We start from the raw sequence: 26,538 nt of genomic DNA on the forward strand, positions 1-26,538 counted from the left end.
CGCACCTTCAGGCATCGCCGCGTGACGGCGGCTGCCGCCCGCCACGAGGTGGTCATCCTCGGCGCGGGCATGTCGGGCCTGTGCATGGCGATCCAGCTCAAGCGCGCCGGCATCGACGACTTCGTCGTCCTCGAAAAACAACCTGGCCTGGGCGGCACCTGGTGGGACAACCGCTACCCCGGCGCGCATGTCGATGTGCCGGCGCCGGTCTACTCGTTCTCGTTTGCGCCGAATCCCGACTGGCGCCGCCGCTTCGCCTCGGCGCCCGAGATCCAGGCCTACATGCAGCAGGTGGCCGAGCGCTTCGGCGTGTGGCGCCACATCCGTTTCAACACGCGCCTCACCGAGGCCCGCTTCGACGAAGACCAGGGTCGCTGGCAGATGCGCACCGACGCCGGTGAGGCGCTCGATGCCCGCTTCTTCGTCTGCAGCACCGGGCCGCTGAACCAACCGCGCTGGCCCGACATCGCCGGCATCGAGCAGTTCGCCGGCCGCCGCCTGCACTCGGCGCGCTGGGACCCGCAAGCCGACCTCGGCGGCCGTCGTGTGGCGGTGATCGGCACCGGCTCGACCGCCTCGCAGCTGGTGGCCCCGATCGCGCGCCGCGCGCAGCGCCTGCATGTGTTCCAGCGCACCGCCAACTGGGTGCTGCCGCGGCTGGACCGGCGCTACACCCGGCTCGACCGCTGGCTGGCCCATCTGCCGCCGTATTCGCGCGCGGTGCGCGCGGCCTGGATGCTGGCGCTCGAGGCCGGGCGGCGCGGTTTCGACGAGGGCACCTGGGCCCGCCGCGGCATGCTCGCGATGGCGGCGCGGCACCTGCAGCGCCAGGTGCCCGACGCGGCCCTGCGCGCGCGGCTGACCCCGTCGTACCCCTTGGGCTGCAAGCGCATCATCTACTCGAACGACTTCTACCCCGCCTTGACGCGGCCGCAGGTCGAGCTGGTCACCGACGCCATCACGCAGATCACGCCGCGCGCCGTGGTCACCGCCGACGGGCGTGAGCGCGAGATCGACACGCTGGTCTGCGCCACCGGTTTCGACACCGTGCACCTGCTGTCGTCGCTGCAGGTGACCGGGCAGGGCGGTCGCACGCTGCGCGAGGCCTGGGCCGACGGGCCCGAGGCCTACCGCGGCATCGCGGTGGCGGGCTTTCCGAACCTGTTCTTGATGCTGGGCCCCAACACCGCCACCGGCCACACCTCGACGCTGCTGTTCATCGAGCCGGCGGTCGACCACGCGATCGCCTGCATGCGCGCGGTGCGCGAGGGTGGCCACCGCTGGGTGGCCGTGCGCGAGGCGGTGTTCCGCGGCTACAACCAGGGCCTGCAGCAGCGGCTGGCCGGCTCGGTGTGGAGCCAGTGCCGCAGCTGGTACCGGATGGACGGCGACGGTCGCATCGTGGCGCTGTTCCCGGGCTTCACGCGCGAGTACGTGCGTGGCCTGCGTCGCGTCGAGCCGGCGGACTACGAGTTCGCCTGAGGCGTGTCTGCATGCGCCTCCAGCGCGCGCAGCGCGGCGGTGTCCAGCCAGTGCAGCAAGGTGGCGTAGAGCCGGTCGGGGTTGACCGGCTTGGCCACGTGGTCGTTCATGCCGGCCTGCAGGCACAGCTCGCGGTCTTCGCCCAGCGCGTTGGCGGTCATCGCGACCACCGGCAGCCGCACCCAGCGTGGGTGGTGGCGGATCGCGCGTGTGGCCTGCAGGCCGTCCATCACCGGCATCTGCATGTCCATCAGCACCAGCGCGTAGTCGCGCTCTTGCAGCATGCGCAGGGCCTGCTCGCCGTCTTCGGCCAGGTCAACCTGCAGCCCGGCCAGCTCGAGGATCTGGCGAGCCACGTCCTGGTTCACCGGGTTGTCTTCGGCCACCAGGATGCGCGCGCCGCGGTGCCGCGCCATCAGGTAGTCGCGCGGGCCGGTGGAGACGGCCGGTGCCGGCGCCCGCGCGGTCAGCGCCAGGCCCAGCGCATGCGACACGGCCGCGCGCAAGCGGCCGGTGGTGGTGGGCTTGGCCAGCACGCTGGCAAAGCCCGCGGCCGCGGCTTCGAATTCTGAGGCGGCGGCGCCGTCGGTGCTCATCAGCAGCGCGGGCGTGGCGCGGGCGGCGGGGTGGTCCGCGCGGCGCAACGCGGCCAGCAAGACGGCCCCTGCCAGGCTGGGCATGCGCGCATCGAGCAGCCACAGGTCGAACGGGCGGGCGGCAGCCCGCGCCTCGCGGTCGGCCTGCAGCGCGGCCTCGCCGTCTGCGCACGCAACCACCACCATGCCTTCGGCCTGCAGCATCGCTGTCATCGCCTCACGCGCCAGCGGCAGGTCGTCGACCAGCAGCACCCGCCGCCCGCGCAGCGCCGGCAGCGGCGCCAGCGCGTGGGCCGCCGGCCCGGCGTGCAGCTGGGCGGTGAACCAGAAGCAGCTGCCCTGGCCCGGCGTGCTGTCGACACCGATCTCACCGCCCATCATCTCGATCAGGCGGCGCGTGATCGCCAGGCCCAGGCCGGTGCCGCCGTAGCGCCGGGTGGTCGAGCTGTCGCCTTGCTCGAACACCTGGAACAGGCGGTCGCGGGCCTCGGGCGTGATGCCGACGCCGGTGTCGACCACTTCGAAGCGCAGCGTGGTGACCTCGGGTGTCGCGCCGAGCAGGCGGGCGTTCAGGCTGATCGAGCCGTGCTCGGTGAACTTGACCGCGTTGCTGAGCAGGTTCAACAGGGCCTGCGAGAGCCGGGTCGCGTCGCCGCGCACCTCGGCCGGCACATCGTGGAGCGAGATCACCAGCTCCACCCCCTTGTCGCGCGCACGCTCGGCCACCAGGTCGCAGCAGCGGCCCAACAGCTCGTGCAGCGCGATCGGCTGCTCTTCGAGCACCAGCTTGCCCGACTCGATCTTCGACAGGTCGAGGATGTCGTTGATCACGTCCAGCAGGTGCTGCGCGGCCCCGGCCAGCTTGCCCAGCCGCTCTTGCGCCTGCGGCGTGGGCAGGTCTTGCTGCAGCAGATGCGTCAGGCCGATGATCGCGTTCATCGGCGTGCGGATCTCGTGGCTCATGTTGGCCAGGAACGCGCTCTTGGCGCGGTTGGCCGCGTCGGCTCGGTCGCGGGCCTCGGTCAGGGCGTCGTTCAGCGACTGCAGCTGCGCCTCGGCCTGCTTGATTTCGCTGATGTCGGTGACCAGCACGAAGAAGCCCTGCACCTCGCCGTCGCGCCGGTCGGGCGCGAAATGCACCCAGGTGGCCGCCGCGCGGCCCTTGGCGCCGTGGGCCACGCGCTCGAAGCGCTGCGGCGCGCCGGCCAGCACCGCATCGACATGTGGCCGAAGCTCGGCGAACTCGGCCGCCATCAGCTCGGGCATCTGCACGTTCAGCAACTGCTCGGGCGAGCGGTCGTAGAAATCGGCCAGCGCCTGGTTGGCGAAGCGGCAGCGCAGGTCCTTGTCCCAATAGGCCACGAAGCCGGGGATGTTGTCGGCGATCAGGTGGGTGAACGATTCGGCGTGCGCCAGCGCGTGGGTGCGGGCGTCGACCAGTTCTTCCAGGTGCAGGCGGTAGCGCTCCAGCTCGGCGCTCTGGCGCTGGTGCTCGGTGATGTCTTCGCCGACCAGCAGGAAGTGCGTCACCCGGCCGTCACGCTGCCGGATGGGCGCGGCGCGCACCTGCTCGACGAAGGCCTCGCCCCGGCTGCCGCGCTGGTCGTTGAACTCGCCCGTCCAGGCTTCGCCGCGGGCCAGCGCCTGGTGCAGCTCGGCCAGGCGCTCGGCCGGCTGGCGCAGCGGCTGCAGCTCGGCCAGCTGCCGGCCCATGGCCTGCTCGCGCTCGACACCCGCAGTGCGGCAGAACGCGTCGTTGACGTATTCGACCTGGCCGTTGGTGGCGGTGATCACGATGCTGGCCGTGCTTTGCTCGACCGCCATCGACAGCTTGCGCAGCGACTGCTCGGTGGCGTGGCGGCTGGTGATGTCGGCGAACGAGATCACCACGCTGGCCACGCCGCGCCCGTCGGGGCTGGCCACCGGCTCGGCATTGGTCTGCAGCCACAGCCGCTCGCCGCGCCGGTTCAGCGCGCCCAGCACCAGGCCCTTCACGCCGCGGCCGGTGCTCAGCACGCGGGCCAGCGGCAGGTCGTGGTCGGGCAAGGGCCAGCCGTCGGCGTCGGTCAGCGCCAGCTCGCGCCAGTGCCAGTGGCCGTCGCGCGCATCGGCCGCCGACACGCCCAGCAAGCGCTCGGCCGCCGGGTTGCACGCCAGCAGCTGCGCCCGCGGGTCGAAGGTCATCACGCCTTCGCTCAGTGCGGTGATCATGGTGCGGTACAGCCGCTCGCTGTCGTTCATCGCCTGCTCGATGCGCTTGCGCTCGCTGATGTCGCTGTGCATCAGCACCGCGCCGCCGGTGCGCCCGCGCAACGGGGTGACCCGCATCGCGAACCAGTGCGGCGTGCCGTCGACCAGGCAGGCGTATTCGCAGGCGAACTGCTCGCGCTCGCCGCCGATCACGGCGCGCACCCCCGCGGCAGCGGCCAGCGCCTCGGGGCCGGACGAGTGGTGGTGGCCTTCCAGCGCGTCGAGGTAGTTGTCGCCCTGGCCCAGCGTCACCGCGCCACCGGCCAGCGGCACGCCGCCGTCAGCCGCGTGGGCGCGCCAGGCCTCGTTGACGGCGACGATCTGGCCCGTCGCGTCGAGCACGGCCAAGTGGTCCTGCACCGAGTCTTCGACCGCGCGCACCAGGTCGGCCGAGTCGAGCAGCGCCTGCGCAGTGCGGCGCCGCTCGGTCACGTCGCTGATGATGCCCAGCACCGCGGTTCGGCCCTGAAAGCTCATGCGGCTGGCGCGCAGGCCGACCCAAATCGGCTCGCCGCCCTTGCGCAGCCAGCGCAGCTCGTAGTCGCGCTGCGGCTCGGGCGCGCCGTGGATTCGGGCGAGGAAACGCTCGGTCCACAGCGGCAGGAATTCGGGCGCCACCACCGCCTCGAACGGCAGGCCGACGAACTCGTCCATCGTGTAGCCCAGCAACGCCGGCAAGGCCGGGTTGGCGAACACGAAACGCAGGTCTTGTGCGACGAAGACCCCGTCGACCAGGGCTTCGAGCAGCGCACGATGGCGCAGCTCGCTGTCTTGCAGGGCCAGCTGCGACAGGCGCTGGTCGGTCACGTCGCGCGAGACGCCGAACATGCCGATCACCGCGCCGGTGGCGTCGCGCAGCGGGCCCTTGGTGGCCTGAAAGCTGCGCTGCCCCCGCGGGGTGGTCAGCGTCTCTTCGAAGGTGATGGTCTCGCCGCGCGCCATGACCTGCGCGTCGTTGGCCATCAGGCGGCGCGCGTCGGCCGGGTTGAACAGGTGGTGGTCGTCGTGCGCCAGGGCCTGGCGCGCGGTGTGGCCGGTGAGGTGCTCGGCCGCGCGGTTGAACAGCAGGTAGCGGCCCTGCAGGTCTTTGGCGAAGATGGCGTCGGCCGAGCCCTCGGCCACCGCGGTGAGCAAGGCCGTGGCCTGCAGCCGCTCGGCCATCAGGCTGCGCTCTTGCTGCATCGCCTGCAGGGCCTCGCGCTGGCGCTGGAAGTAGAACGCCGCGCCGACCATGAGGGCGGCCAGCCCGCAGGCGCCCATGATCCACCAGGCTTCGCGCCAGGCACGGGCGTCGATCTCGGCCTTCGACTGTGTGGCCAGCACCAGCCAGTCGGTGCTGGCGACCGCGCGCGCCGCACCCATCGCCACCAGGCCCTGGCTGTCCAGGCCTTCGCTGGCCTGCGTGGGCGGCGAGCCGTTGCGCAGCAGTTTGGCGGCCAGCAGGTCGGGTTCGTCGGCCGGCCGCTGCAGCGGCGCCGCCTGCGACGGGCCGCCCCAGGCCACCACCTGCGCGCCCTCGCGCCGCCACAGCAGGATCTCGGCGCTTTCGCTGGGCTGCGGCCAGTTGCGCAGCATCGGGTAGAGCTGGTCGCGCGGATCGATGCGAAGCACCGCCAGCAGGCTGAGCGCGCCGGTGCCGTCGCCGGCCAGCGGCACCACGATGTCCAGCCGCTCGCGGGTGGTGGCATCGTCGACCAGGTACAGGTCGGTGCGGTCGATCTGGTGCCGCTTCAGCGCGCGCTGGGCGGCTTCGCGCAGCGGTGCCGGCGGCAGGTCGGGGCCGAGCGGGTTCTGCCGGGCCACGATGCGGCCTTGCGTGTCCAGCAGCAGCACGCGGCGGGCGTTCACGGTCTGGCCGAAGCGGGCCAGGCGCTGCATCAACTCGTCGCGCGAGGCAATGTCGTTGCGGCGCAGCCAGTGCTCGCCCAGCTCGTGCAGCTCGTCGTTGTCGACCAGGTAGCCGGCGGCACTGAGGTGCCAGCCGAGCCAGTCTCGTACCTGGGCGGCGCGCAAGTCGGCCACCGCGGCCAACTGCTGCGACGCCTGCTCACGCTCGTGCTCCAGGTTGTAGGCCACCGCCCCCACGCCCAGCGCCAGCAGGCACACCACCACGCCGGCCCACAGCCAGCGTTGCGCGCGGCTCAGCGTCTGGCTCAGGCTGGGGGGCTCTTGGCTCAGCAGGCGGGCACGGCCCAGCGCGCGCCGCAGGCCCAGGTACAGGCCCAGCGCACTGGCGGCCACGAACAGGCCTCGGTTGAACTGCCCCAGGCGGGCCAGCGAATCGGCGTCGCTGGTGAGCTGGTGCAGCAGCCAGTCGGAGCCGACCAGCCACAGCGTGGCCAGCAAGGCATAGGCGGTGACGATGCCGAGCAAAGCCCGGCGCCCCACCACCATCGGCACAACGGGGCGGGTGTCGGGCAAGGCGGCGCTGCTGCGGGCCATGGCCTAGCGGGGTTGAAACCCGCCCTGGCGCATGCGCAGACAGCAGGCCTGCGGACAGGCCGATACATGGGCATGGTGGCCCGGCCCAAACGCGTCCGGGCGCGTGCTTCGCGTCATGGTCAAACCTCCCTGCGAACCCTTGTGTGGGCGCGCAGTGACCGCTGCGCACCGGATCCTTGCCGGCCATCATGGGTGCCGTGCCCCAGCCTGTCCAGCAGCTTGCGAACAAGAGCGGACAGGGCCGATGGATATTACACAGCGATGGCCGCGGCGTGGTACTTCAGCGCAGCGCGCGCACACGCGCCGCACCGCGCGACCGCGCCAGCGCCAGCAGCTCGAACACGCCGGCCAGCAGCGTGGCGGCCAGGGCCAGGCCTGGGTGGGTGATCCAGCGGCGCACAGGGTGCATGGCGGGCTGGCGGCGAGGCCGCGGCAAAGCAGGGAGGCCGCCACCGTAGCCCCGCGGTGTGACACATTGATGGCACATCGGCTGGTTATCCTGGTGCGTTCACACCACACGCACCGATGCCCTCGCCACCGCCTGTCTTGCCCGAATTGCTGGAACTGCAGGCCCTGGCCGAGCAGGGCACGCCGCACCTGCGCCAACGCCTGTTGTGCGAGGTCGAGGTCGACGGCCGGGCGCTGCCCGTGCATGCCTACACGCTCGGCCGCGCCGGGCCCGAGGCGCCGGCCGTCGGCTTCTTCGGCGGCGTGCACGGCCTCGAGCGCATCGGCGCCGAGGTGGTCATCGCCTACCTGCGCAGCCTGGTGATGCGCCTGCGCTGGGACGACACGTTGCACCGCCAGCTCGAATCGATGGTCATGCTGTTCGTGCCGCTGGTGAACCCGGGCGGCTGCTGGCGCGGCACCCGCGCCAACCCGAACGGTGTCGACCTGATGCGCAACGCGCCGCAAGATGCGCTCGAGCCGGTGCCCTGGCTGGTGGGTGGCCAGCGCATCAGCGCGGCGCTGCCCTGGTACCGCGGCGCACGCGGCGCGGCGATGGAGCGCGAGAGCGCCGCGCTGTGCGAGGTGGCCGAGGCCGAGCTGGGCGGCCGGCCCTTCAGCATCGCGCTCGACTGCCATTCGGGCTTCGGCATGAACGATCGGCTGTGGTTCCCGCTTGCCTGCAGCGCCCGGCCGATCGATCATCTGCCCGAGTTGCACGCCTTCAGCCAGACGATGGACCAGGCGCTGCTGCACCACCGCTACGTGATGGAGCCGCAAAGCCGCCAGTACCTGGCCCATGGCGACCTGTGGGACCATCTGTACCTGCGCTCGCGGGCATCGGGCCCGGGGCGCGTGTTCCTGCCGCTGACGCTGGAGATGGGCTCGTGGCTGTGGATCAAGAAAAACCCGCGCCAGGTGTTTTCGCGCCATGGCATCTTCAACCCGCTGATCGGCCACCGGCAGCAGCGGGTGCTGCGGCGCCATCTGAGCCTGCTCGACTTCATCGGCCGCGCCGCCGGCAGCCACACCCGCTGGCGGCCCGCCGACGCGCAACGCGCGCAGCACCAGGCGCTGGCGCTCGAGCGCTGGTACAGGCGGCCTGAGCGATGAGCGAGACCCCGACCTGGGTGCTGCTGCGGGGCTTGACGCGCGAGCGCGCGCACTGGGGCCCGTTCGTCGACCTGCTGAAGGCCGGTCTGCCGGGCGCGCGGGTGCTGGCGCTCGACCTGCCCGGCAACGGCCAATGGAGCCGCCAGCGCAGCCCCACGGGCGTGGCGGCGATGGTCGACGCGGCCCGCGCGCAGCTGGCGGTGATGCAGGCCAAGCCGCCGTACCACCTGCTGGCCCTGTCGCTGGGCGCGATGGTGGCGCTGGACTGGGCCCACCGCTACCCGCAAGAGCTGGCCGGCGCCGTGCTGCTGAACACCAGCCTGTCCCGCTTCAGCCCGTTTCACCACCGGCTGCGGCCGGCCAACTACGCCCCGTTGCTGGGCTTGCTGGCCGGGCGCGGCGGCGTGGTCGGGCGCGAGGCCGCGTTGCTGCGCTTGACCAGCGCCAAGGCCGAGTCCCACCCCGAGGTCGTGGCGCTGTGGATCGCGATCGCCCGCACCCGGCCGGTGAGCCCCGCCAACGCCATGCGCCAACTGCTGGCCGCGCTGCGCTACCGCGCGCCGGCCCAACCGCCGGCGGTGCCGATGCTGGTGCTGGTCGGCGCCGGCGACCGCTTCGTCGACCCGCGCTGCTCACACGCGCTGGCGCAAGCCTGGGGGCTGCCGCTGGCCGAACACCCCAGCGCCGGCCACGACCTGACGCTGGACGATGGGGCGTGGGTGGTGGAGCAGGTGGCGGGGTGGGTTGCGGGCCGGCGAGGGCGCGCGGCGCCGGTCGAGCGATGAAACCGTTTGCGCGAGCAGCCGAACCACAAGCGCAGTGGTTCTAGGAAACCCCGGCCATGGCAAACGACATCGACACACCTACGCCTTGCCGACGCAACGAACTGACACGCTCGCTTTGCCTTTGCTTCAGGGCAGCCTGAACGGCATCCGATCGACGGCGACGAAAAGAAAGTTCTTCGCACAGCTGGCGTTGCCAGTTGAGTTCGTGGATGACACCATTCAGCTCAAGCAGCATCTGGCCATAGGTCAATGGTGCGCCGTCCTCGGCCAGCAGGCGGACGTTGGAGAACACGGTCATCGGATTCGCTAACGCCACGACGCCGGTGCGCACCTCGGCCCAGTCCCAGCAAACGGCCATCGGCGAGTCACCGTCGGGCACACCCCACACGACTTGCCCGTGCTTGCAGCTGATGTCCGCGGTGGGGTGGCCGTGCACCGTACTGATGTGCTGGAAATGACGGGCGTCGTGCGTCCATCGGCTCACACAAGTGGACACCGGTCGCCAGAGGCCGATGATGGTAGGTAGGCGCGCGTTCATTCGCTTTGGCTCCCTGTTGCGATAGGCTTCAGTCTCTAACGCCTCCGAAGCCGCCACAAGCCGTCCAATCGGATAGTGCAGGGATAGTTCGGACCACAAAGTCAATTGGGATCATCGAGGCCGCGCATGCGACTCCAAGACTACTTCGACATCAGCCAAGCGCCTGACAAGACCACCTTCCGGCGTCGCATGATTGACTTCGCACATGGCATGGACTTCCCAGTCGTGGGGGCCGTACTGCTGGTCGAACATGCCAGCAAGGACCCCGATTTCCTCTATATCGGCAATCGCCCCCCTGACTTTGAAGCCGCGTCCGACAAGAGCCTCGCCAAGATCGACCCCGTAACGGCTCAATTGCGGCGTAGCCCGTTGCCTTTCGTTTACGACCAAAAGTACTACGTCGACGCAGGCGCGCCAGAACTGTGGGAGCACGCCGCGCCGTACGGCTATCGAACCGGCATTTCGGTGGCGCTACGCCTGCCGGGAAACCGGCAGCTTCTACTGGGCTTGGACCGAGAACGAGATCTGCCGGCCGACGACGAGAAGATCATGCGATTGCTCGCCGATTTGCAGATGCTCGCTGTCCATTGCCAAGACGCAGCGTTGAGATTTCTGGGGGCGCCGGAAGAACTGCCGAACGTGCCTTCACTCTCGAAACGAGAGCTCGAAGTCCTTCGTTGGACGAAAGAGGGCATGACCGCGTGGGAGGTGGGAGACAAGCTCAGCATCAGTGAGCCAACAGTCAAGTTCCACCTTAAGAAAACGTTATCTAAGCTGCAGGTGCCTTCGAAGCACATGGCGGTTCTCAAGGCGATCTCGCTGGGGTTGATCGCACCCTGAGCGTTGCGCACTTCGTACACGGGGCTCGTGCGCGCGCAGCTGTCCCCGGGTGCTGGGTCTCAAAAAACTATCCTCGAAACTATCCGACCGGATAGCTGGCAAGCAGCAGCTTCTTTGCTGAAATCCTGTCCATCGAGAACGTTGTTGAGGAGTACGCGATGTTTGAGTTCCTGCTGGCGCTGTTTGGTCTGTGCGACTACCCCTACAACGGTGGCTAAGCGAAGGCCAATCCTTCTTAAGAACACAACAGTTATCTAGCCGCATTGCGTGCGGGCCCTGTAGACACCGCTCCTTGAAGCGTCACAGGGCAAAGACGAACCCAATCCCTCCACAACCGGCGTCGAGCCTTCGGGCAAGAGTTGGTTGACTTTCAGGCGCTGGCAGCTTGCTGCCAGCGCCCTTTTTTTTGTGAGGGGGTTCTCGCCGCCAAGGCACGGCTCGGGTCGCACCGGGCAGGTCTGCCGGGCTGGCTGCTGCGAAGGCCTGACGGCCGACATGTGACGCTCGTGAAGCTGTCACAGACACCAGTGAACATGGCGACCACGCGATGTGGTGCTGGGCTTGCTGTCGCTGCAGAGGAAACGGGGATGGGCTTCCTGCGTTGAGCATCGGCCATGGCCACAAGCCAGGCGCCGCCGTGCGTCGAGGTTTTCCTTCCTTGCTGTTGGGGCTGTTGATGAAAAGAAGAAGCTTGGTTGTAAACGGTGCCGCGGTTGCGGCGGCTTGGTGGGGGGCGCCGCTGCGTGCGCAACCGACGGTGGTGAAGTTCGGCCAGTCCGCCTCGCTCAGCGGCGGCCAGGCCAGCTACGGCAAGGACGTGCGCGACGGCATCCAGGCTGCCTTCAACGCCGCCAACAAGGCCGACCCCAAGGGCCCGCGCTTCGAGCTGACCACCCTCGACGATGGCGGCGACAAGGAACGCTGCAAGACCAACGTCAAGCAACTGGTCGAGTCGGGCGTGACCGCGCTGGTCGGCTTGACCAGTGGTGCCGCCGCCGAGGCCTGCCTGTCGTACATCGAAGAGCAGCGCATCGTGCTGCTGGGCACCGCAAGCGGCAACATGGGCATCCGCGACGACAAGCTGACGATGGCCTACCACGTGCGGACCGGGTACGACGACGAGTACCACCGCATGCTGTCGTACATCAAGAGCTTCAACATGCAGCGCGTGGGCTACGTGCATTTGAAGGACACGTCGGCGGCCAACCAGGCGGCGATGACCAAGGCGCTGAAGGCCGTGGGCCTGGAGATGACGGTCAGCGTGGCGCTGGACCGCAACTCGAAGAACTTCGACACCGAGGTGCGCAAGCTGCTGGACGCGCGGCTGGACTGCGTGCTGTTCACCACCAATGCGCAGCCCGTGCTGGACATCATGTCGGGCATGGCGATCGGCGGTTACCCCGGCTTCTATTTCGCGTCGTCGTTTGCCGGCCAGCCGCTGATCGACGCGATGGCCAACAAGGGGCGCAGCGTGATCATGAGCCAGGTCGTGCCGCGCCCGGGCTCGGTGTCGGCCGCGGTGGTCAAGCGTTGCCAGGAAGACCTGGCCGCGCTCGGCGGCGGCGCCCGCATAGGCTTCACCAGCCTCGAAGGCTACATCGCCGGCCGCGTGGCCATCGAGGCCGCCAAGGGTGGCACGGCCAAGGGGGGCAGCCAGCTCACCCGGTCGCGGTTCCAGGAGGCGCTGGCCGAGCTCAATGTCGACCTCGGCGGCTACCGCGTGCATTTCGGGCCGCAGAAGCTCGAGGGCTCGCACTTCGTCGACGTGATCGCCGTCGACCGCAACGGGCGAATCATCGGCTAGCGGAGTCGCCACCCCACACAGTCTGCGCAATCCAAGTGCTTCGCTGCCCACGGATTGGGGCGAAGCCGACAACTTCCCCCCACCCACGATGGAGCACGAGCCTTGATGACGAAGCTGAAGTTCTCTCTTCTCGCCTGCACGTTCGTTGGACCCTGGCTGGCCGCGCAGGCCCAGCCCCTGCCGCAGGCTGCGGTTGACGACCCCCAAGGCCGCGTCATCCAGGTGGCGGCCCAGATCGCCGACGAGCTGGCCCAGCTGTGCCCGGTGGCCGATGCCGCCGACCAGGCCGCGTTCGACAAATGCCGCGGCGGCCTGTTTCGCGATTCGCAGTTCAAGCGCAGCCTGCAGCCCTATGTGCTGTGGGGGCGCCAGCGTGACCCCGCAGCCAAGCTGGCCGACACCAAGCTGACCCAGTTCGGGCCCGATGTGCTGGCGGGCATGTACGTGCCGCTGTTCATGTTCAACGGCCAGTTCAGCGTCAACTACGTCGAGCGCGAGAAGCTGTACCAGATCCGCCTGGAGACGGCGTTCCGCAACGGCCTGAAGCCGGGACAGTTTCCGTACCCGTTCTGGCACGAGGCCGACAAGTGGAGCATGTACGAGCGGGCGAACGACCTGATCCTGTGGTGGGACGCGAAGACCGAGCGGGTCAAGGTGGCCCAGTTCACCGTGCTCGGCAACCACCCGCCGATCCAGGCCAACGCCCACGTGACGCCGCCGGCGTTCGACGGCCAGTGGCGCTGGACCGACGCGCAAGGCCGCAGCCAGCCCACCGTGACCGTGTTCGACGGCCTGCTGCGCCCGGACAACCCCTACATCGGCAAGCTCGACGCTGCCTACAAGACCTTCGCGCTGCGCATGCGCGAGGGCCAGTGCATGGACTGCCACGTGCCCAACAACCCCGACGGCATGAAGCGCCTGGTGCTGCTGCAGACGCCGATGCACGCCGCCGCCGAAATCAAGCGGGTGATGGACTCGGTGCGCAAAGACCGCATGCCGCGCGATGATCTTGGCCTCGAAAAACCGCTGGACGCCCACACCAAGGACGCCTTGCTGAACGAAGGCGCGGCTTTCGAGCGCCTGGTCGACCTGGCCAAGCAGTGGGAGGCCGGCAGCGCGGCCGCCGCCGTGGCCGACGTGAAGGCGGCGCCCGCCGCCGGCCCGGCGGGCCTGACGGCCAGCGTGCGCTGAACCGCGCCGGGGGTGGCCGCCGCCACCCCCCCGCGGCCCGGCATGACGCCGGCAGGGGATTGGCCGCCAGGGTTGATGCCGGCGCGGTGGATGGCCACACTGGGCGGGTGTCACCCGACACACCGCGCAAGCGCAGGAGGCCCCCCATGATGCAGCCCAGCCCGCAAGCCACGGACGCGACCGGTTTCTTGAAGCCCCTGGACCCGGGCCGCGTGAACACGATGGACCCGGTGGAGTTGCACTACTGGTGCCTGGAGCTGGGTTGCAGCGAAGAGGTGCTGAGCCAGATCGTCGACGAGGTGGGCGAACACGTGGCCGCGGTGCGCGAGCGGCTGTTGTCTTACCGCTGACGGGTGGCGTCACTGCAGGGCTTGCCGCAAGGGGAGGGCGTGTTGCCATGGACCTCACATCGAGCGCGTTCCATCACGGCGGCGAGATGCCGCGCCGCTGCACCTGCGAGGGTGAAGACCTGGCGCCACCACTGCGCTGGAGCGGTGTGCCGGCGAACGCAGCGAGCCTGGCTTTGATCGTCGATGACCCCGACGCGCCCGACCCGGCCAAGCCGCAGCGCACCTGGGTGCACTGGGTGGCGTTCGACATCCCGCCCGGCACCGGTGGCCTGCCTGCCGACGGGCAAGCGCTGCCGGCCAGCCACCGAGAAGGGCTCAACGACTGGAAGCGCCTGGGCTACGGCGGCCCCTGCCCGCCGATCGGGCGGCACCGCTATTTCTTCAAGCTCTATGCGCTGGACACCACGCTCGCCGGGCTGACCCAGCCGACCAAGGCCGAGCTGGAACAGGCGATGAAGGGCCATGTGCTGGCCGAGGCGGTGCTGATGGGCACTTACCAGAAGCTGGGCGGCTGACAGGCCTGCCGCCGGCGCGAATGCCGTCGCGGCACCACGCGCCGTGCCGCGAGGGCATTACGGCGTCAGGGCGTCAGGCGGCGGCCGCCACCGGGCTGGCTGGCACCGGGTTGACCGCCCAGCACGCCACCTGCTGCGCGCCCTGCGCTTCGAGCGCCGGTTCTTCCTTCGCGCAGCGGTCGAAGGCCAAGGGGCAGCGGGTGCGGAACGGGCAGCCGGTGGGCCGGTCGATCGGCGACGGCAGTTCGCCCTTGAGGATGACGCGCTCGCGTCGCAGGGCCGGGTCCACCGTCGGCGTGGCCGACAGCAAGGCCTTGGTGTAGGGGTGCTGCGGGTTGTCGAACACCGCGTCGCGCGGGCCTTGTTCGACGCAGCGGCCGAGGTACATCACCATCACGTCGTCGGCCACGTGGCGCACCACGCCCAGGTCGTGCGAGATGAAGATGTAGGCCACGCCGAGCGCCTGCTGCAGGTCGTCCAGCAAGTTCAGCACCTGGGCGCGGATCGATACGTCGAGCGCCGACACCGGCTCGTCCAGCACCAGCACGCGGGGCTTGAGCATCAGCGCGCGGGCGATCGCCACGCGCTGGCGCTGGCCGCCCGAGAACATGTGCGGGTAGCGGTTGAAATGCTCTTCGCGCAAGCCCACCTGGCGCAGCATCGCGCGGGCGGCGGCCTCGCGCTCGGTGGCATCGCCGAGGTGGTTGACCAGCAACGGCTCCATCAGCGCATCGCCCACGGTCTGGCGCGGGTTCAGCGAGCCGTAGGGGTTCTGGAACACGATCTGGATCTGGCGCCGCAGCGAGTGGCGCAGCGCAGCGTCGGCGTGGGCGACGTCCTTGCCGTCGATCATCAGCTGGCCGCTGGTCGGCAGCTCGATCATCGTCAGCAGGCGCGCCAGCGTCGACTTGCCGCAGCCCGATTCACCGACGACCGCCAGCGTGCGCCCGGCCTGCACCGAGAAGCTGACGCCAGCCAGGGCCTGCACCGTGGCGGTGCCCTTCATCCAGCCGCGCGACACAGGGTAGTCGCGGCGCAGGTCGCGGGCTTCGAGCACCGGGGCGTTGGATTGGTTGGTGCTCATGCGGCTTGGGCCTCCACGGGCAGCGGCGAGGGCTGGCCGTTGACCAGCGGGGTGATGCACAGCGCGCGGCCCAGCGCGTCGCCGGCGGGGCGCGGCGCAGCGGCGCGGCAGCCTGGCTGCGCGAACGGGCAGCGTGGCGAGAACAGGCACCCGGTGGGTCGGTCGAACTGGCCGGGCACCATGCCGTCGATCGCGGCCAGGCGCTCTCCCTGGCGTGCGCGCTCGGGCAAGGCCGACAGCAGCGCCGCGGTGTAGGGGTGGTGCGGGTCGGTGAAGAGCGTGTCGGCACGCTGGGTTTCCACCGGGCGGCCGGCGTATTGCACCAGCACGCGGTCGGCCCCCTCGGCCACTACGCCCAGGTCGTGGGTGATCAACACCAGCGCCATGCCGGTGTCGCGCCGCAGGGCTTGCAGCAGGTCGAGGATTTGGGCCTGGATCGTCACGTCGAGCGCGGTGGTCGGCTCGTCGGCGATCAGCAGGCGGGGCTTGCAGGCCAGCGCCATCGCGATCATCACGCGCTGGCTCATGCCGCCCGACAGTTGGTGCGGGAAGGCGCGGGCGCGGCGCACCGCGTCGGGGATGCCGACCTGGTCGAGCAGTTCGATCACGCGCTTCTTGCGCGCGTCGCGGTCGAGCTCGGTGTGCTCGGCCAGCGCCTCGTTGATCTGGTAGCCGACGGTGAAGCAGGGGTTCAGCGAGCTCATCGGCTCCTGGAACACCATCGCCACGTCGCGGCCCACCAGGGCCCGGCGCTGCTTGGGCGTCATCGCGAGCAGGTCCTGGCCGTCGAACATCATGCGCTCGGCCTTCACCGTCGCCGTCCACGGCAGCAGGCCCATGATGGCCAGCATCGCCACCGACTTGCCCGAGCCCGATTCGCCGACGATCGCCAGCACCTCGTTCGGCGCCACGTGCAGATCGACGCCATCAACCGCGCGGAACGCCCCGCCGCGGGTGGCGAAGCTGACCGTCAGCCCTTTGATGTCCAGCAGCGGCGTGCTTGATTTTGAGTTCATTGCTATTGCGTGGCGGCTCCGAAGGAGCTCGCCACCCTTCAAGTGGCGTGCGCGGATCCGGCTCTGCCGGTCCGCTGCGCGAGCCCCCTCGGGGGGCAGCCCCCGGAGGGGGCGTGGGGGCTCACGTTTTTCTCATTTTGGGATCAAGGGCGTCGCGCAGGCCGTCGCCAGCCAGGTTGATCGACACCACGGTGATCAGGATCGCCAGGCCGGGCAGCGTGACCAGCCAGGGGTTGGAGCGGATGAACTCGCGCGCGTCGGCCAGCATCGTGCCCCACTCGGCGGTGGGCGGCTGCGCGCCCAGACCCAGGAAGCCGAGCGCGGCCGCTTCGAGGATCGCGTCCGACACGCCGAGCGCGGCCTGCACGATCAGCGGCGCCAGGCAGTTCGGCAGCACGGTGTGGAACATCAACCGCCAGCCGCCGACACCGGCCACGCGGGCGGCGGTGACGTAGTCCTTCTTCAGCTCGGCCAGCGCGGACGCGCGCAGCAGCCGCACATAACGTGGCAGGTACACGATCGTCACCGCGACGATGGTGTTGGTCAGGCTGGGGCCCAGCACCGCGACGACGAGGATCGCCAGCACCAGGCTGGGCACCGCCATGATCAGGTCCATCACGCGGGTGATGGCCACGTCCACCGCCTGGCCGAGCGAGGCGCAGGCCAGGCCCAGCAGCACGCCGATCACGAACGACACGCCCATCACCGACATGCCGATGAACAGCGAGATGCGCGCGCCGTGGATCAGGCGCGAGAGCATGTCGCGGCCCAAGCTGTCGGTGCCGAGCAGGAAACGGGTCGAGCCGCCTTCGGCCCAGACCGGTGCGGCGCGCACCGCGTCGCGGAACTGCTCGTTGGGCGAGTAGGGCGCAACCCAGTCGGCCAGTAGCGCCAGCACGACCACGATGGTGACGATGACCAGGCCGGCGACGGCGCCCTTGTTCTCGCTGAAGGCGAGCCAGAACGAGCGCAGCGCCGAGGGCGGGGCCGGCGAGGCGGCCGGCGAGAGGGTGGGGGCGGGGGTGGAGGCCACGAGGGTTGGGGTCTCAGGCATGTCGGATGCGGGGGTTGATCAACCCGTAGGTCAGGTCGACCAGCAGGTTCACGCCGATCACGATGGTGGACACGAGCATCACCCCGCCTTGCAGGGCCGGGTAGTCGCGGCGGGCGATCGACTCGATCAGCCACTTGCCGATGCCGGGCCACGAGAAGATGGTTTCGGTCAGCACCGCGCCGGCCATCAGCGCGCCGACCTGCAGGCCGATGACCGTGACGACCGGGATCAGCGCGTTGCGCAGCGCATGCACGCCGATCACGCGCCAGGCCGGCAGGCCCTTGGCGCGGGCGGTGCGCACATAGTCTTCACCCAGCACCTCGAGCATCGCCGAGCGCGTCATGCGGGCGATCACCGCGAGCGGGATGGTGCCCAGCACGATGCCGGGCAGCACCAGGTGGTGCAGCGCGTCTTTCACCGCGCCGGCCTGGCCCGAGAGCCAGGCGTCGATCACCATGAAGCCGGTGACCGGCTCGAAGTAGTAGTTGATCAAGTCGATGCGGCCGGACACCGGGGTCAGGCCCCAGCGCTCGCCGACGAACATGATGAGCAGCAGGCCCCACCAGAAGATCGGCATCGAGTAGCCGGTGACCGACAGGCCCATCAGCGCCTGGTCGTACAGGCTGCCGCGCTTGGCCGCAGCCATCGTGCCGGCGGGCAGGCCGATCAGCGCGGCAAACAGCATCGCGAACAGGCTCAGCTCGAGCGTGGCGGGGAACAGCGCCGCGAACTCGGTCAGCACCTTCTGGTTGGTCGCCAGCGAGGTGCCGAAGTCGCCATGCAGCAGTTGCCACATGTAGTCGAGAAACTGCTTCCACACCGGCTGGTCCAGCCCCAACTCGTGGCGGAACTGGGCCAGGCGCTCGGGCGAGATGCCGCGCTCGCCCACCCGCACCTCGACCGGGTCACCCGGCACCAGCCGGATGGCCACGAAGGTCACGAACATCAGCGCGATGAAAGTGGGAACGGTCAGCGCCAGGCGGCGCCACAGAAACTTGAGCATGAATTGTCACGGCCCTCGGGTCACGAGGGCCGCTTGTCTCTCTCTTATGTCAGCCCAGGAAGGGCTGGGGCGTTATTGTCGCCCCGGATCACCACACGTCACTGCGCGTCAGCAGGAACCAGGCGCCATGGTTGAGCTGGTAGACGCTGACCGAGCCGTAGCGCTGCTCGCCGTCTTCGGCGAAGCGCATGCTGCTGGTCACCGGGGCCAGCGCGTCGACCGACTTCAGCGCCGGCACCAGCTTGTTGCCGTCGGCCGACTTGGCCTGCTTCAACGCCGCGGCCAGCACGTAGACCGCGTCGTAGGCGTAGTGCGCGGCGTAGACCGGCTCGTGCTTGAAGCGGGCGCGGAACTTCTCGAGGAAGGGCTTGCCGCCGGTGAACTCGGCCGCGCCGATGATCGGCGAGGTGGCGTAGATCGTGCCGACCGCCGGGTTGACCTTCAGCATGCCTTCGGTCTTGATCGTGTCGCTGCCGATGATCTGCATGTTCTTCATGCCGGCCAGCACCATCTGGTCGGCCAGCGCGACGATCTGGAAGTCCGCCAGCGTGGTGACGAAGATGTCGACCTTCTTCTCCAGCAACTGGGGGATCAGCGCCTTGAAGTCGGTCGTCTTGTCGTCCAGCGACGCGCGCACGCCGATGGTCTTGCCCTTCAGCTGGGCCAGGGCGTTTTCGGCCAGGCTCTTGCCGTAGGGCGTGTTGTCGTCGACGACCGCGTAGACGTGGTCACCCGGCAGGCCACCGGCGATCGAACCCATGGCCTTGGACTGCAGCGCGTCGCTGGCCACCAGGCGCAGCGTCGTCGGCAGGCCGAGCTTGGTGTACTCGGGCTTGGTCGAGATCGCCAGCTGCGGGATCATCTTCTCGGCGTAGATCGGCGCGGCCGCGATGCTGACACCCGAGTTGAGGTGACCGATGACGGCGATGACGCCTTCGCCGACCAGCTTGGTCGCCGCGGCCTTGCCGGCTTCGGCGTCGGCCTTGTCGTCGGCCGTGACGACTTCGAGCTTGACGATCTTGCCGTTGATCTTCAGGCCTTCCTTGTTGATGTCGTCGACGGCCATCTGGGTGCCGTCGACCATGTCCTGGCCCAGGTCTTTCAGCGGGCCGGACAGCGGCTGCGCCACGCCAATCTTCACCGTGTCCGGCACGCCGGGCTGGCAGCCGGTCAGGGCGGCCATGCCGACCAGCACCAGCAGGCCAAGAGCAACACGGGTATGGGCAAACATTGTCATGGCGGGTCTCACTTCCTCACTTCAGGTCGACACCTTTGAACTCATGCGTGTTGAACGGGCTTTGCTTGTAGCCCGTCACTTCTTTACGCATCACCTCGTAGACCACCGAGTGCGCGATCTTGAAGTCGGGTGCTTCTTCGTGCTCGATGGCCTGCATTTCCTCATACAGCTTGGCGCGCGCCTTGTTGTCGGTCAAGGTGCGGGCCTTCTCCAGACGCTCGTCGAAGGGCTTATTGCACCACTTCGACAGGTTCTGGCCCCCCGGACGTGCGGCATCGCAACCATGCAGGAAGAAGAAATTGTCCGGATCGCCGTTGTCGCCGTTCCAGCCCAGCATGCCCGTCATGTGCTCGCCTTGCTGCAGGCGCTTGCGGTACTCGCCCCATTCGTAGGTGACCAGCTTGGCGTTGACACCGATCTTGGCCAGGTCGGCCTGCATCATCTCGGCCATGCGCTTGGCGTTGGGGTTGTACGGGCGCTGCACCGGCATGTACCACAGGTCAACGTCCATCGGCGTCTTCACGCCGGCCTTGGCCAGCAGTTCTTTCGCCTTGGCCGGGTCGTGTGGCCAGTCCTGCACCTTGTCGTTGTAGCCCCACAGCGTGGGCGGCATCAGGTTCTTCGCCGGCGTGCCGGCACCCAGGTAGACCTCTTTCAGGATCGCGGCCTTGTCGATCGCCATCGTGAAGGCCTGGCGCACTTCCTTCTTGTCGAACGGGGGCTTCTGGGTGTTGAACGACCAGTAGGCGATGTTCAGGCCGGGCAGGTTGGTGACCTTCAGCGCCGGATCTTTCTGCATCTCGGGCAGGTCGGCCGGGCGCGGGTAGCCCGACAGGTGGCACTCGCCGGCCTTCAGCTTCGAGTAGCGCGCGGTCGCGTCGGGCGTGATCGCGTAGACCAGGTCGTCGACCAGCGCCTTCTCGCCCCAGTAGGCCTTGTTGGCCTTGTAGCGGATGACGGCGTCTTTCTGGTAGGTGATGAAGCTGAACGGGCCGGTGCCCACCGGCACCTGGTCGAACTGCTCTTTCTTGTTGGCCTTGGCCAGCGCCTCGGCGTACTCGGCCGAGTGGATGGCGGCGAAGTCCATTGCCAGGTTCGGCAGCATCGTGACGTTAGGCGCCTTCAGCGTGATGCGCACGGTGAGCGGGTCGACCTTCTCGACCGCCACCAGGCCATCCTTGAAGCCCATGTCGGCGAAGTAATCGTACTTGCCGCCCGATACCTTGGCATACGGGTGCTCGGGCTTCCACTGGCGTTCGAACGACCACACCACGTCGTCGGCGTTCAGGTCGCGGGTGGGGGTGAAGCCGGTCACGCTGTGGAACTTGACGCCGGCGCGCAGCTTGAAGGTGTAGGTCTTGCCGTCGGGCGAGATGGTCCAGCTTTCGGCCAGGCCCGGCTCGACCTGGGTCGAGCCGCGGGTGAAGTGGGTCAGCCGGTCGTAGACGGGGCGGGCGGCATCGAAGCTGGTGCCGGTGGTGTTCAGCGCCGGGGTGAAGTTCTCGGGCGAACCTTCGGAACAATAGACCAGGGTCTTGGCTTGCACGCCGGCGGCGGCGAGCAGGGCCAGGGCGGCCAGGCGGGGCAACGAAGGGGTGGAGCGTGGATAGCTCATGCGGAATCTCCTAGGACGGTTGTGCCGTGCGTTGGGGATTGAAGAATAGGGTGCCGCGAGGGCAAGAGACGCAAGGTGCGGCATTCTGGACCGGATCTCCACGCAAACCCCGTGCCCGACACTGGGGTTTTTCCTGTTGATACAGGCCGGCGCCCGATCGGATCGTGCCCGCCAACGCCTACTTGAGGACACGCATGCTGAAGAAAATCGGGCGAGCCGTGCTGCTCGCCGCCGTTGCCGCCCTGGCCGCGCCGGTCGGCGCGCAGTACTCCCCGGCGCCCTTGAAGGTCGCCTTCGTCTACGTCAGCCCGGTGGGCCAGGCCGGCTGGACCTACCAGCACGACCAGGGCCGGCAAGACCTGGAGAACTTTCTCGGCCGGCGCGTGAAGACCACGGTGGTCGAGTCGGTGCCCGAGGGGGCCGATGCCGAGCGCGTGATGCGCGACCTGGCCGCGCAGGGCAACCAGATGATCGTCGCGACCAGCTTCGGCTACCTGGAGCCGGCGCTGCGCGTGGCGGCCGACTACCCGAACGTCAAGTTCGAGCACGCCGGCGGCTACAAGACCGCGCCGAACCTGTCGACCTACAACGCCCGCTTCTACGAGGGCCGCTACCTGGCGGGCGTCATCGCCGGCCACCACAGCAAGAGCGGCGTCGCCGGCTTCGTGGCGGGCTTTGCGGTGCCCGAGGTGGTGCAGGGCATCAACGCCTTCACGCTGGGCATGCGCGCGGTCAACCCCAAGGCCGAGGTCAAGGTGGTGTGGCTCAACAGCTGGTTCGATCCGGCGCGCGAACGCGACGCCGCCCTGGCGCTGATCGGGCAGGGCGCCGATGTGCTGACCAACCACACGGCCTCACCCGCGGTGGCGCAAGTGGCCGAGGAGAAGAAGGTGCACCTGCTGGCCTACCAGAGCGACATGCGCGAGGTCGCGCCGAATGCGCAGCTGGCCGCGGTGACGCAGCATTGGGGGCCGTACTACATCCGCGTCGCCAAGGCCTTGCTCGATGGGCGCTGGGAGCGGCAGGCCTATGTCGGCGGCATCAAGGACGGCATGGTGCGCCTGGCCGCCCTGAGCCCGCAGCTGAGCCCCGCGGCGCGCGACGCCGTCGCGCAGGTCGAGCCGCAGCTGCGCTCGGGCCAGTTCCAGCCCTTTGCCGGCCGCCTGGTGGACAACACCGGCCGCGAGCGGCAAGCGGCCGGCGCCACGATGAGCGAGGCGCAGATCGCGCAGATGCATTGGCTGGTGCAGGGGGTGACCGGCGCGCTGCCGGCCGCGCAGTGACAGGCGCCCGCCAGCGCAACGCTCAGGTGACCGGGATCACCAGGTGCGGCGCCAGCGGCGAGCCGGCGTCGAGGTCGCGCAGCGACAGCCAACGCGGCCCGGACGTGGCGGTGAGAACCAGCGTCTGGCCGTGTGTTGCCACATCGACCTCTTGCTCCGCGCAGTCGCCGAGGTCGAACAGCTCGCCCCGGTGGATGCTGCGCGTGACGATCAATGACCTGACCCAGGCCTGAACCGAGAACTGCAGAAAGACCTGGGTCTTCAGCCGACGCCCCTCGTTGACGTTCACCAGCACGTTCATGACGGGGCGCGGGATGTGATAACGCTCCGCCGTGATGCTCAATTGCGCCCCGGCCGGGATGTCGATCAGGTCACAGCTGCGGGCCAGGGGGCTGACCTCGATGCGGGCCTGCGGCGGCGCGGTGATGGCCTGTCGCAGGCTCAGCGCAGCGCTGCGCAACACGTCTTGCGACCTGGCCGTCGTCGCGCATGCGGCCGGCGGCGCAGTGCTGCCGCACGCTGGTACGGCCGAGAGCGGCGCCAAGGCGAGCGCAAACAGCACTCGTCGCCGCGGTGCGTCCATGTCCATACTCCCCAGGCTTTCTTATGGTCGTGGCATATCGCCACGCTGCGAAGCTTAGAGAGCTTTCCTGCGGGTGGGCGTTTGGCCACGACGCGATGTGGGCATTGGCGTGGGCACGGCCAGGGGCTGGCGCATGCGACGGTGCGCGCGGTGCCCCGTGGCCGTCGTCGAGTGCACCTTCTTGAGGCGCCTTTGGGCATCGAGGTGACATGACCTTGGTCATGCCGACACGCCGTGTCGCGCCGTGCCGGCCGGTGCACACCAGGCCGACCGAACGCGCCGGGCGATGGCCTTCGCCACTCGCGGCCCGCGGTGCCGGTGGCCGGTCGTGGCCCTGGTGCCCGACGACGGTTCGCACGCTTGCGCGCGACGAAGTGGACTAGGGGTGGCGTCTTGAACGCGGCCCATTGCTCATCGATACTGCGCGTGCGTTCAGCGGTCGAGATCGAGCGGAGGTGGAAACCTTTTCCTCCGGCCTGCCTCAGAGCTGCACGCACGATGCGCGATCAGCCTGCGAGGGATTCGGGACTGGAGCGCGCGTCTGATCTGCGCGTCCACATGCCGGCAGAGCATGGTTCGCGACGTACGAGATCCACGAAGGACAGTGATGAACCAGTGTGCCTCGCAGACTCTGCGGGCGGGCTGTGCATCGCGATGGCTTCGGGTTGGGAGGGGTGTGTGAAAACCTGGCAAGAAGACCTGCTCAGCATCACCGAGCAGGGCGACTGTGAACGGGCTATTTTTTCCAGCGTCGAATCCGCGGCGCGGGCATTGGGGTTCGACTATTGCGCCTACGGTTTTCGTGCGCCGTTGCCGGTCAGCAGCCCGCGCATTGCGCTGCTCAACAATTACCCGCTCGCCTGGTCGGAGCGTTATGCCAAGGCCGGCTACCTGGAGATCGACCCGACGGTCCAGCATGGGCGCAAGTCGCAGGTGCCGATGGTCTGGAGCGACGAGGTCTTCGCCGGCTCGGGCGCGCTCTGGGACGAGGCGCGCGCCGCGGGGCTGAAGGTCGGCTGGGCGCAATCGAGCCTGGACGGCTTCGGCGTGGGCGGCATGCTGACGCTGTGCCGCTCGGCCGAGCCGCTGACGGATGTCGAACTGGTGGCCAATCAACAGAAGATGCGATGGCTGGTGCATGTGGCGCACCTGGCGCTGGCGCGCGTGTTCCGCGCCAAGCAGCCCGACAAGATGACCCAGGGCCTGACCGGGCGCGAGCTCGAGATCCTGAAGTGGACGGCCGATGGCAAGTCGTCCCAGGACATCGCCGACATCCTGGCCGTGTCCAAGAATACCGTCGACTTCCATGTGCGCAACGCCGTCAGCAAACTCCAGGCGGCGAACAAGACGGCGGCGGTGGTGCGCGCAGCGATCCTCGGCTATCTGAATTGATCGTCATGATTTGACCACGGTCATTCTTTGCGCAATGTCGAATAGTCGATACTTGCGCGATGCGAGTGTCCGGCGAAGGCCTGATCCGTCTTGACCTTGATGAACTGTTGTCGCTCCCGTTGCAGCATTGCTTCTCGGGCCTCGATGATTCGTGCGCCGACCTCATCGGGTCGTGCGGCCGGGTGGCCACGATTTCTGGCTACACCGAGTGGGTGAGCGCGGCCGGCCCGTCGGTATCGCTGGGCTGGGACTGGCAGCTCGACGTCATGCTCGATACCCCCCGCTGGCATCGCACCAACCCGCCGCGCACCAATGTCCTGCTCGTCGATTCGAAGGGGAGGGACTTGCGCTGGGAACAGAGCCTGGACCGCCTGTCGACCGTGGTTGACTCCCTGCCCTGGGCGAGTGCGGTGGCGCAGAGCGTGGGTGCGACAGCCGTGTGACGCGCCTACCTACCAAAGTTGGTAGGTTACGGCTGCCGGCGGATCGCCCATACTGCAGCCATTCACCAGGGCAAAAACGGAAGTGACATGCAATACATTGCGGGCACGCCTGATATCTTGCCGCCTGCGCTTTTCGCAGATATGGGGCGATATCGGTACAAGGTTTTCGTCGGCAAACTCGGCTGGCAATTGCAGTGCCGAGATGAGCTGGAATATGACGAATTCGATCGTGACGACACGGTATATGTCGTCGCTCAAGACGAAGACGGCCACGTGACGGGTACGGCGCGGCTGTTGCCGACGACGCGCCCCTATCTGTTGGCCAAGGCATTTCGGCCTCTGTGGGGAGGTAACGAGTTACCTGAATCAAACCGGGTCTGGGAATTGTCCAGGTTTGCGGCCGTCGATTTCAAGTCGGCGGCGTCGCCCGAGATTCAGGCGTCGGCCAGCCATGCCCGCGACCTGTTTCGCCGGGCGGTCTCGGTGGCCCGGGAGCAGGGGGCCGGCACTTTGATCACCGTATCGCCGATCGGCATGGAGCGCCTGTTGCGCGCCAGCGGCTTTCATTCGGTGCGGGCCGGGGCGCCGGCGCTGCACGGCGAATGGCCGATCGTGGCGCTGAAGATCGATTGTGAAGACATCGAGGACTGAAGATGAACGGATCGAAGTTGGCGCGCTGGTCGCGCGTCGTGAACCCCCAGACCGGCCGCGGGCTGATCATTCCGATTGACCATGGCCTCACGTCGGGGGCGATGGACGGCCTTCGCAACTCGGCGATGCCGGCGCGCTGGCTGAATCACCCGTCCATCACCGCGGTGGTGGCGCACAAGGGCATGGTGGCGCGGTTGAACGAGACCGGCTGCCTGCTGGGCAAAGGCGTGATCCTGCAGTTGAACGGCATGATCTCCAGCGCCGCCCAGCCGCACCGCAAGGAGATGCTCGCCTCCATCGACGCGGCGCTGCGCATGGGCGCTGATGCCGTCAGCCTCGACCTCGTTTTCGACGGCGAACACGATAGCCACAACCTGCGCCTGCTGGGCGCCGTGGCCGACGAGGCATCAGCCTACGGGCTGCCGATCCTGGTGATGGTCAAGTGCCTGGGCGCACAGGCGGCGGGCGATGCGGCGATCCCGCGCCTGCGGCGCGTGGTGCGCTCCATCTGGGAGCTGGGCGGCGACGCGGTCAAGCTGCAAAAGCCCGAGGCGATCGGCGACATCCCGCAGCTGCTCGACGGTTTGACCGGCGACATCGATGTCTTCTTCGCCGGCGGCCCGCGCAGCAGCGACGAAGAGATCGCTCGTCTGCTGACGTTGGGGCTGAACGCTGGCGCCAAGGGCTTGTGCGTTGGGCGCAATGTGTTCCAGAACGCGCACCCCGAGAAGTTCCTGACGGCGCTGGGCCTGCGCATGGCGCGCCAGCCCGACACGAACCTGGCGCTGGTCAACGCCGGCTGATGCCGGGTCGAACGCGTCGAA

23 protein-coding genes are annotated in these 26,538 nt (G+C 68.7%); 13 read left to right on the plus strand and 10 right to left on the minus strand.

Annotated features, from left to right (window positions below; all coding sequences use genetic code 11):
• Positions 1-21: 21 nt before the first annotated feature.
• A complete protein-coding gene (locus tag ACE3SG_RS00740; protein ID WP_374561961.1) occupies positions 22-1,482 on the plus strand; it encodes a flavin-containing monooxygenase in 1,461 nt (486 codons plus the stop codon).
• On the opposite strand, the gene ACE3SG_RS00745 is transcribed toward ACE3SG_RS00740, so the two are convergent.
• The gene (locus ACE3SG_RS00745) at positions 1,467-6,770 is read right to left on the minus strand and encodes a PAS domain-containing protein (RefSeq protein ID WP_374561963.1); all 5,304 of its coding nucleotides are present in this window, start codon (positions 6,768-6,770) and stop codon (positions 1,467-1,469) included. The genes ACE3SG_RS00740 and ACE3SG_RS00745 overlap by 16 nt on opposite strands.
• Positions 6,771-7,050: 280 nt before the next feature.
• Positions 7,051-7,179 carry a hypothetical protein gene (locus ACE3SG_RS00750; protein WP_374561964.1) on the minus strand — a complete coding sequence of 43 codons (129 nt, stop codon included), beginning with the start codon at positions 7,177-7,179 and terminating at the stop codon, positions 7,051-7,053.
• Positions 7,180-7,295: 116 nt separating this feature from the next.
• Here ACE3SG_RS00750 and ACE3SG_RS00755 point away from each other — a divergent pair, with 116 nt between their 5' ends.
• Positions 7,296-8,330: a M14 family zinc carboxypeptidase gene (locus ACE3SG_RS00755; protein ID WP_374561966.1), complete on the plus strand. Its 1,035-nt coding sequence runs from the start codon at positions 7,296-7,298 to the stop codon at positions 8,328-8,330.
• Entirely contained in the window at positions 8,327-9,115 is a 789-nt protein-coding gene (locus tag ACE3SG_RS00760; protein WP_374561968.1) for an alpha/beta fold hydrolase, read from the plus strand. The genes ACE3SG_RS00755 and ACE3SG_RS00760 overlap by 4 nt, the downstream gene beginning before the upstream one ends.
• A 40-nt stretch (positions 9,116-9,155) precedes the next feature.
• On the opposite strand, the gene ACE3SG_RS00765 is transcribed toward ACE3SG_RS00760, so the two are convergent.
• Positions 9,156-9,653: a hypothetical protein gene (locus tag ACE3SG_RS00765; RefSeq protein ID WP_374561970.1), complete on the minus strand. Its 498-nt coding sequence runs from the start codon at positions 9,651-9,653 to the stop codon at positions 9,156-9,158.
• A 126-nt stretch (positions 9,654-9,779) separates the two neighbouring features.
• Between ACE3SG_RS00765 and ACE3SG_RS00770 the strand changes: the two genes are divergently transcribed.
• The 5 genes from ACE3SG_RS00770 to ACE3SG_RS00790 all read left to right on the plus strand — a co-directional run bounded on the left by ACE3SG_RS00770 (position 9,780) and on the right by ACE3SG_RS00790 (position 14,353).
• Positions 9,780-10,493 (plus strand): LuxR C-terminal-related transcriptional regulator, encoded by a 714-nt coding sequence (locus tag ACE3SG_RS00770; protein ID WP_374561971.1) that lies wholly within the window; start codon positions 9,780-9,782, stop codon positions 10,491-10,493.
• Between the two features lie 757 nt (positions 10,494-11,250).
• Positions 11,251-12,297 (plus strand): ABC transporter substrate-binding protein, encoded by a 1,047-nt coding sequence (locus ACE3SG_RS00775; protein WP_374561973.1) that lies wholly within the window; start codon positions 11,251-11,253, stop codon positions 12,295-12,297.
• A gap of 105 nt (positions 12,298-12,402) precedes the next feature.
• A complete protein-coding gene (locus ACE3SG_RS00780; protein WP_374561975.1) occupies positions 12,403-13,488 on the plus strand; it encodes a hypothetical protein in 1,086 nt (361 codons plus the stop codon).
• Between the two features lie 146 nt (positions 13,489-13,634).
• Positions 13,635-13,838 (plus strand): DUF3606 domain-containing protein, encoded by a 204-nt coding sequence (locus ACE3SG_RS00785; RefSeq protein ID WP_374561976.1) that lies wholly within the window; start codon positions 13,635-13,637, stop codon positions 13,836-13,838.
• A 47-nt stretch (positions 13,839-13,885) separates the two neighbouring features.
• Positions 13,886-14,353 (plus strand): YbhB/YbcL family Raf kinase inhibitor-like protein, encoded by a 468-nt coding sequence (locus tag ACE3SG_RS00790; protein WP_374561978.1) that lies wholly within the window; start codon positions 13,886-13,888, stop codon positions 14,351-14,353.
• 73 nt (positions 14,354-14,426) lie between these two features.
• Here ACE3SG_RS00790 and ACE3SG_RS00795 read toward each other — a convergent pair whose 3' ends face one another.
• The 6 genes from ACE3SG_RS00795 to ACE3SG_RS00820 form a co-directional block, all read right to left on the minus strand.
• Positions 14,427-15,437 carry an ABC transporter ATP-binding protein gene (locus ACE3SG_RS00795; protein WP_374561979.1) on the minus strand — a complete coding sequence of 337 codons (1,011 nt, stop codon included), beginning with the start codon at positions 15,435-15,437 and terminating at the stop codon, positions 14,427-14,429.
• Entirely contained in the window at positions 15,434-16,453 is a 1,020-nt protein-coding gene (locus ACE3SG_RS00800) for an ABC transporter ATP-binding protein (RefSeq protein ID WP_374561980.1), read from the minus strand. The genes ACE3SG_RS00795 and ACE3SG_RS00800 overlap by 4 nt, the downstream gene beginning before the upstream one ends.
• Positions 16,454-16,574: 121 nt before the next feature.
• Positions 16,575-17,507: an ABC transporter permease subunit gene (locus ACE3SG_RS00805; protein ID WP_374561981.1), complete on the minus strand. Its 933-nt coding sequence runs from the start codon at positions 17,505-17,507 to the stop codon at positions 16,575-16,577.
• Complete coding sequence (locus tag ACE3SG_RS00810; protein ID WP_374561983.1) at positions 17,500-18,510, minus strand: ABC transporter permease subunit; 1,011 nt, start codon at positions 18,508-18,510, stop codon at positions 17,500-17,502. The genes ACE3SG_RS00805 and ACE3SG_RS00810 overlap by 8 nt, the downstream gene beginning before the upstream one ends.
• Before the next feature lie 88 nt (positions 18,511-18,598).
• Positions 18,599-19,747 (minus strand): branched-chain amino acid ABC transporter substrate-binding protein, encoded by a 1,149-nt coding sequence (locus ACE3SG_RS00815; protein ID WP_374561985.1) that lies wholly within the window; start codon positions 19,745-19,747, stop codon positions 18,599-18,601.
• A 16-nt stretch (positions 19,748-19,763) separates the two neighbouring features.
• Positions 19,764-21,362, minus strand: a complete 1,599-nt coding sequence (locus ACE3SG_RS00820; protein WP_374561986.1) for an ABC transporter substrate-binding protein — start codon at positions 21,360-21,362, stop codon at positions 19,764-19,766.
• Positions 21,363-21,556: 194 nt separating this feature from the next.
• On the opposite strand from ACE3SG_RS00820, the gene ACE3SG_RS00825 reads away from it, so the two are divergent.
• Positions 21,557-22,645: a BMP family ABC transporter substrate-binding protein gene (locus ACE3SG_RS00825; protein WP_374561987.1), complete on the plus strand. Its 1,089-nt coding sequence runs from the start codon at positions 21,557-21,559 to the stop codon at positions 22,643-22,645.
• Between the two features lie 22 nt (positions 22,646-22,667).
• Here the strand turns inward: ACE3SG_RS00825 and ACE3SG_RS00830 are convergent, their stop codons facing one another.
• Complete coding sequence (locus ACE3SG_RS00830; RefSeq protein WP_374561989.1) at positions 22,668-23,228, minus strand: hypothetical protein; 561 nt, start codon at positions 23,226-23,228, stop codon at positions 22,668-22,670.
• A 678-nt stretch (positions 23,229-23,906) separates the two neighbouring features.
• Between ACE3SG_RS00830 and ACE3SG_RS00835 the strand changes: the two genes are divergently transcribed.
• The 4 genes from ACE3SG_RS00835 (at position 23,907) to ACE3SG_RS00850 (ending at position 26,517) form a co-directional block, all read left to right on the plus strand.
• Positions 23,907-24,620 (plus strand): autoinducer binding domain-containing protein, encoded by a 714-nt coding sequence (locus ACE3SG_RS00835; protein ID WP_374561990.1) that lies wholly within the window; start codon positions 23,907-23,909, stop codon positions 24,618-24,620.
• Positions 24,621-24,679: 59 nt separating this feature from the next.
• Complete coding sequence (locus ACE3SG_RS00840; RefSeq protein ID WP_374561991.1) at positions 24,680-25,063, plus strand: DUF4902 domain-containing protein; 384 nt, start codon at positions 24,680-24,682, stop codon at positions 25,061-25,063.
• An 87-nt stretch (positions 25,064-25,150) separates the two neighbouring features.
• On the plus strand, positions 25,151-25,714 hold the full coding sequence (locus ACE3SG_RS00845; RefSeq protein ID WP_374561993.1) for an acyl-homoserine-lactone synthase: 564 nt from the start codon (positions 25,151-25,153) through the stop codon (positions 25,712-25,714).
• 2 nt (positions 25,715-25,716) lie between these two features.
• The gene (locus ACE3SG_RS00850) at positions 25,717-26,517 is read left to right on the plus strand and encodes a class I fructose-bisphosphate aldolase (RefSeq protein ID WP_374561995.1); all 801 of its coding nucleotides are present in this window, start codon (positions 25,717-25,719) and stop codon (positions 26,515-26,517) included.
• Positions 26,518-26,538: the final 21 nt, after the last annotated feature.

Origin of the sequence: Ideonella sp. (assembly GCF_041914305.1) — a bacterium.
GTDB lineage: Bacteria > Pseudomonadota > Gammaproteobacteria > Burkholderiales > Burkholderiaceae_C > Ideonella.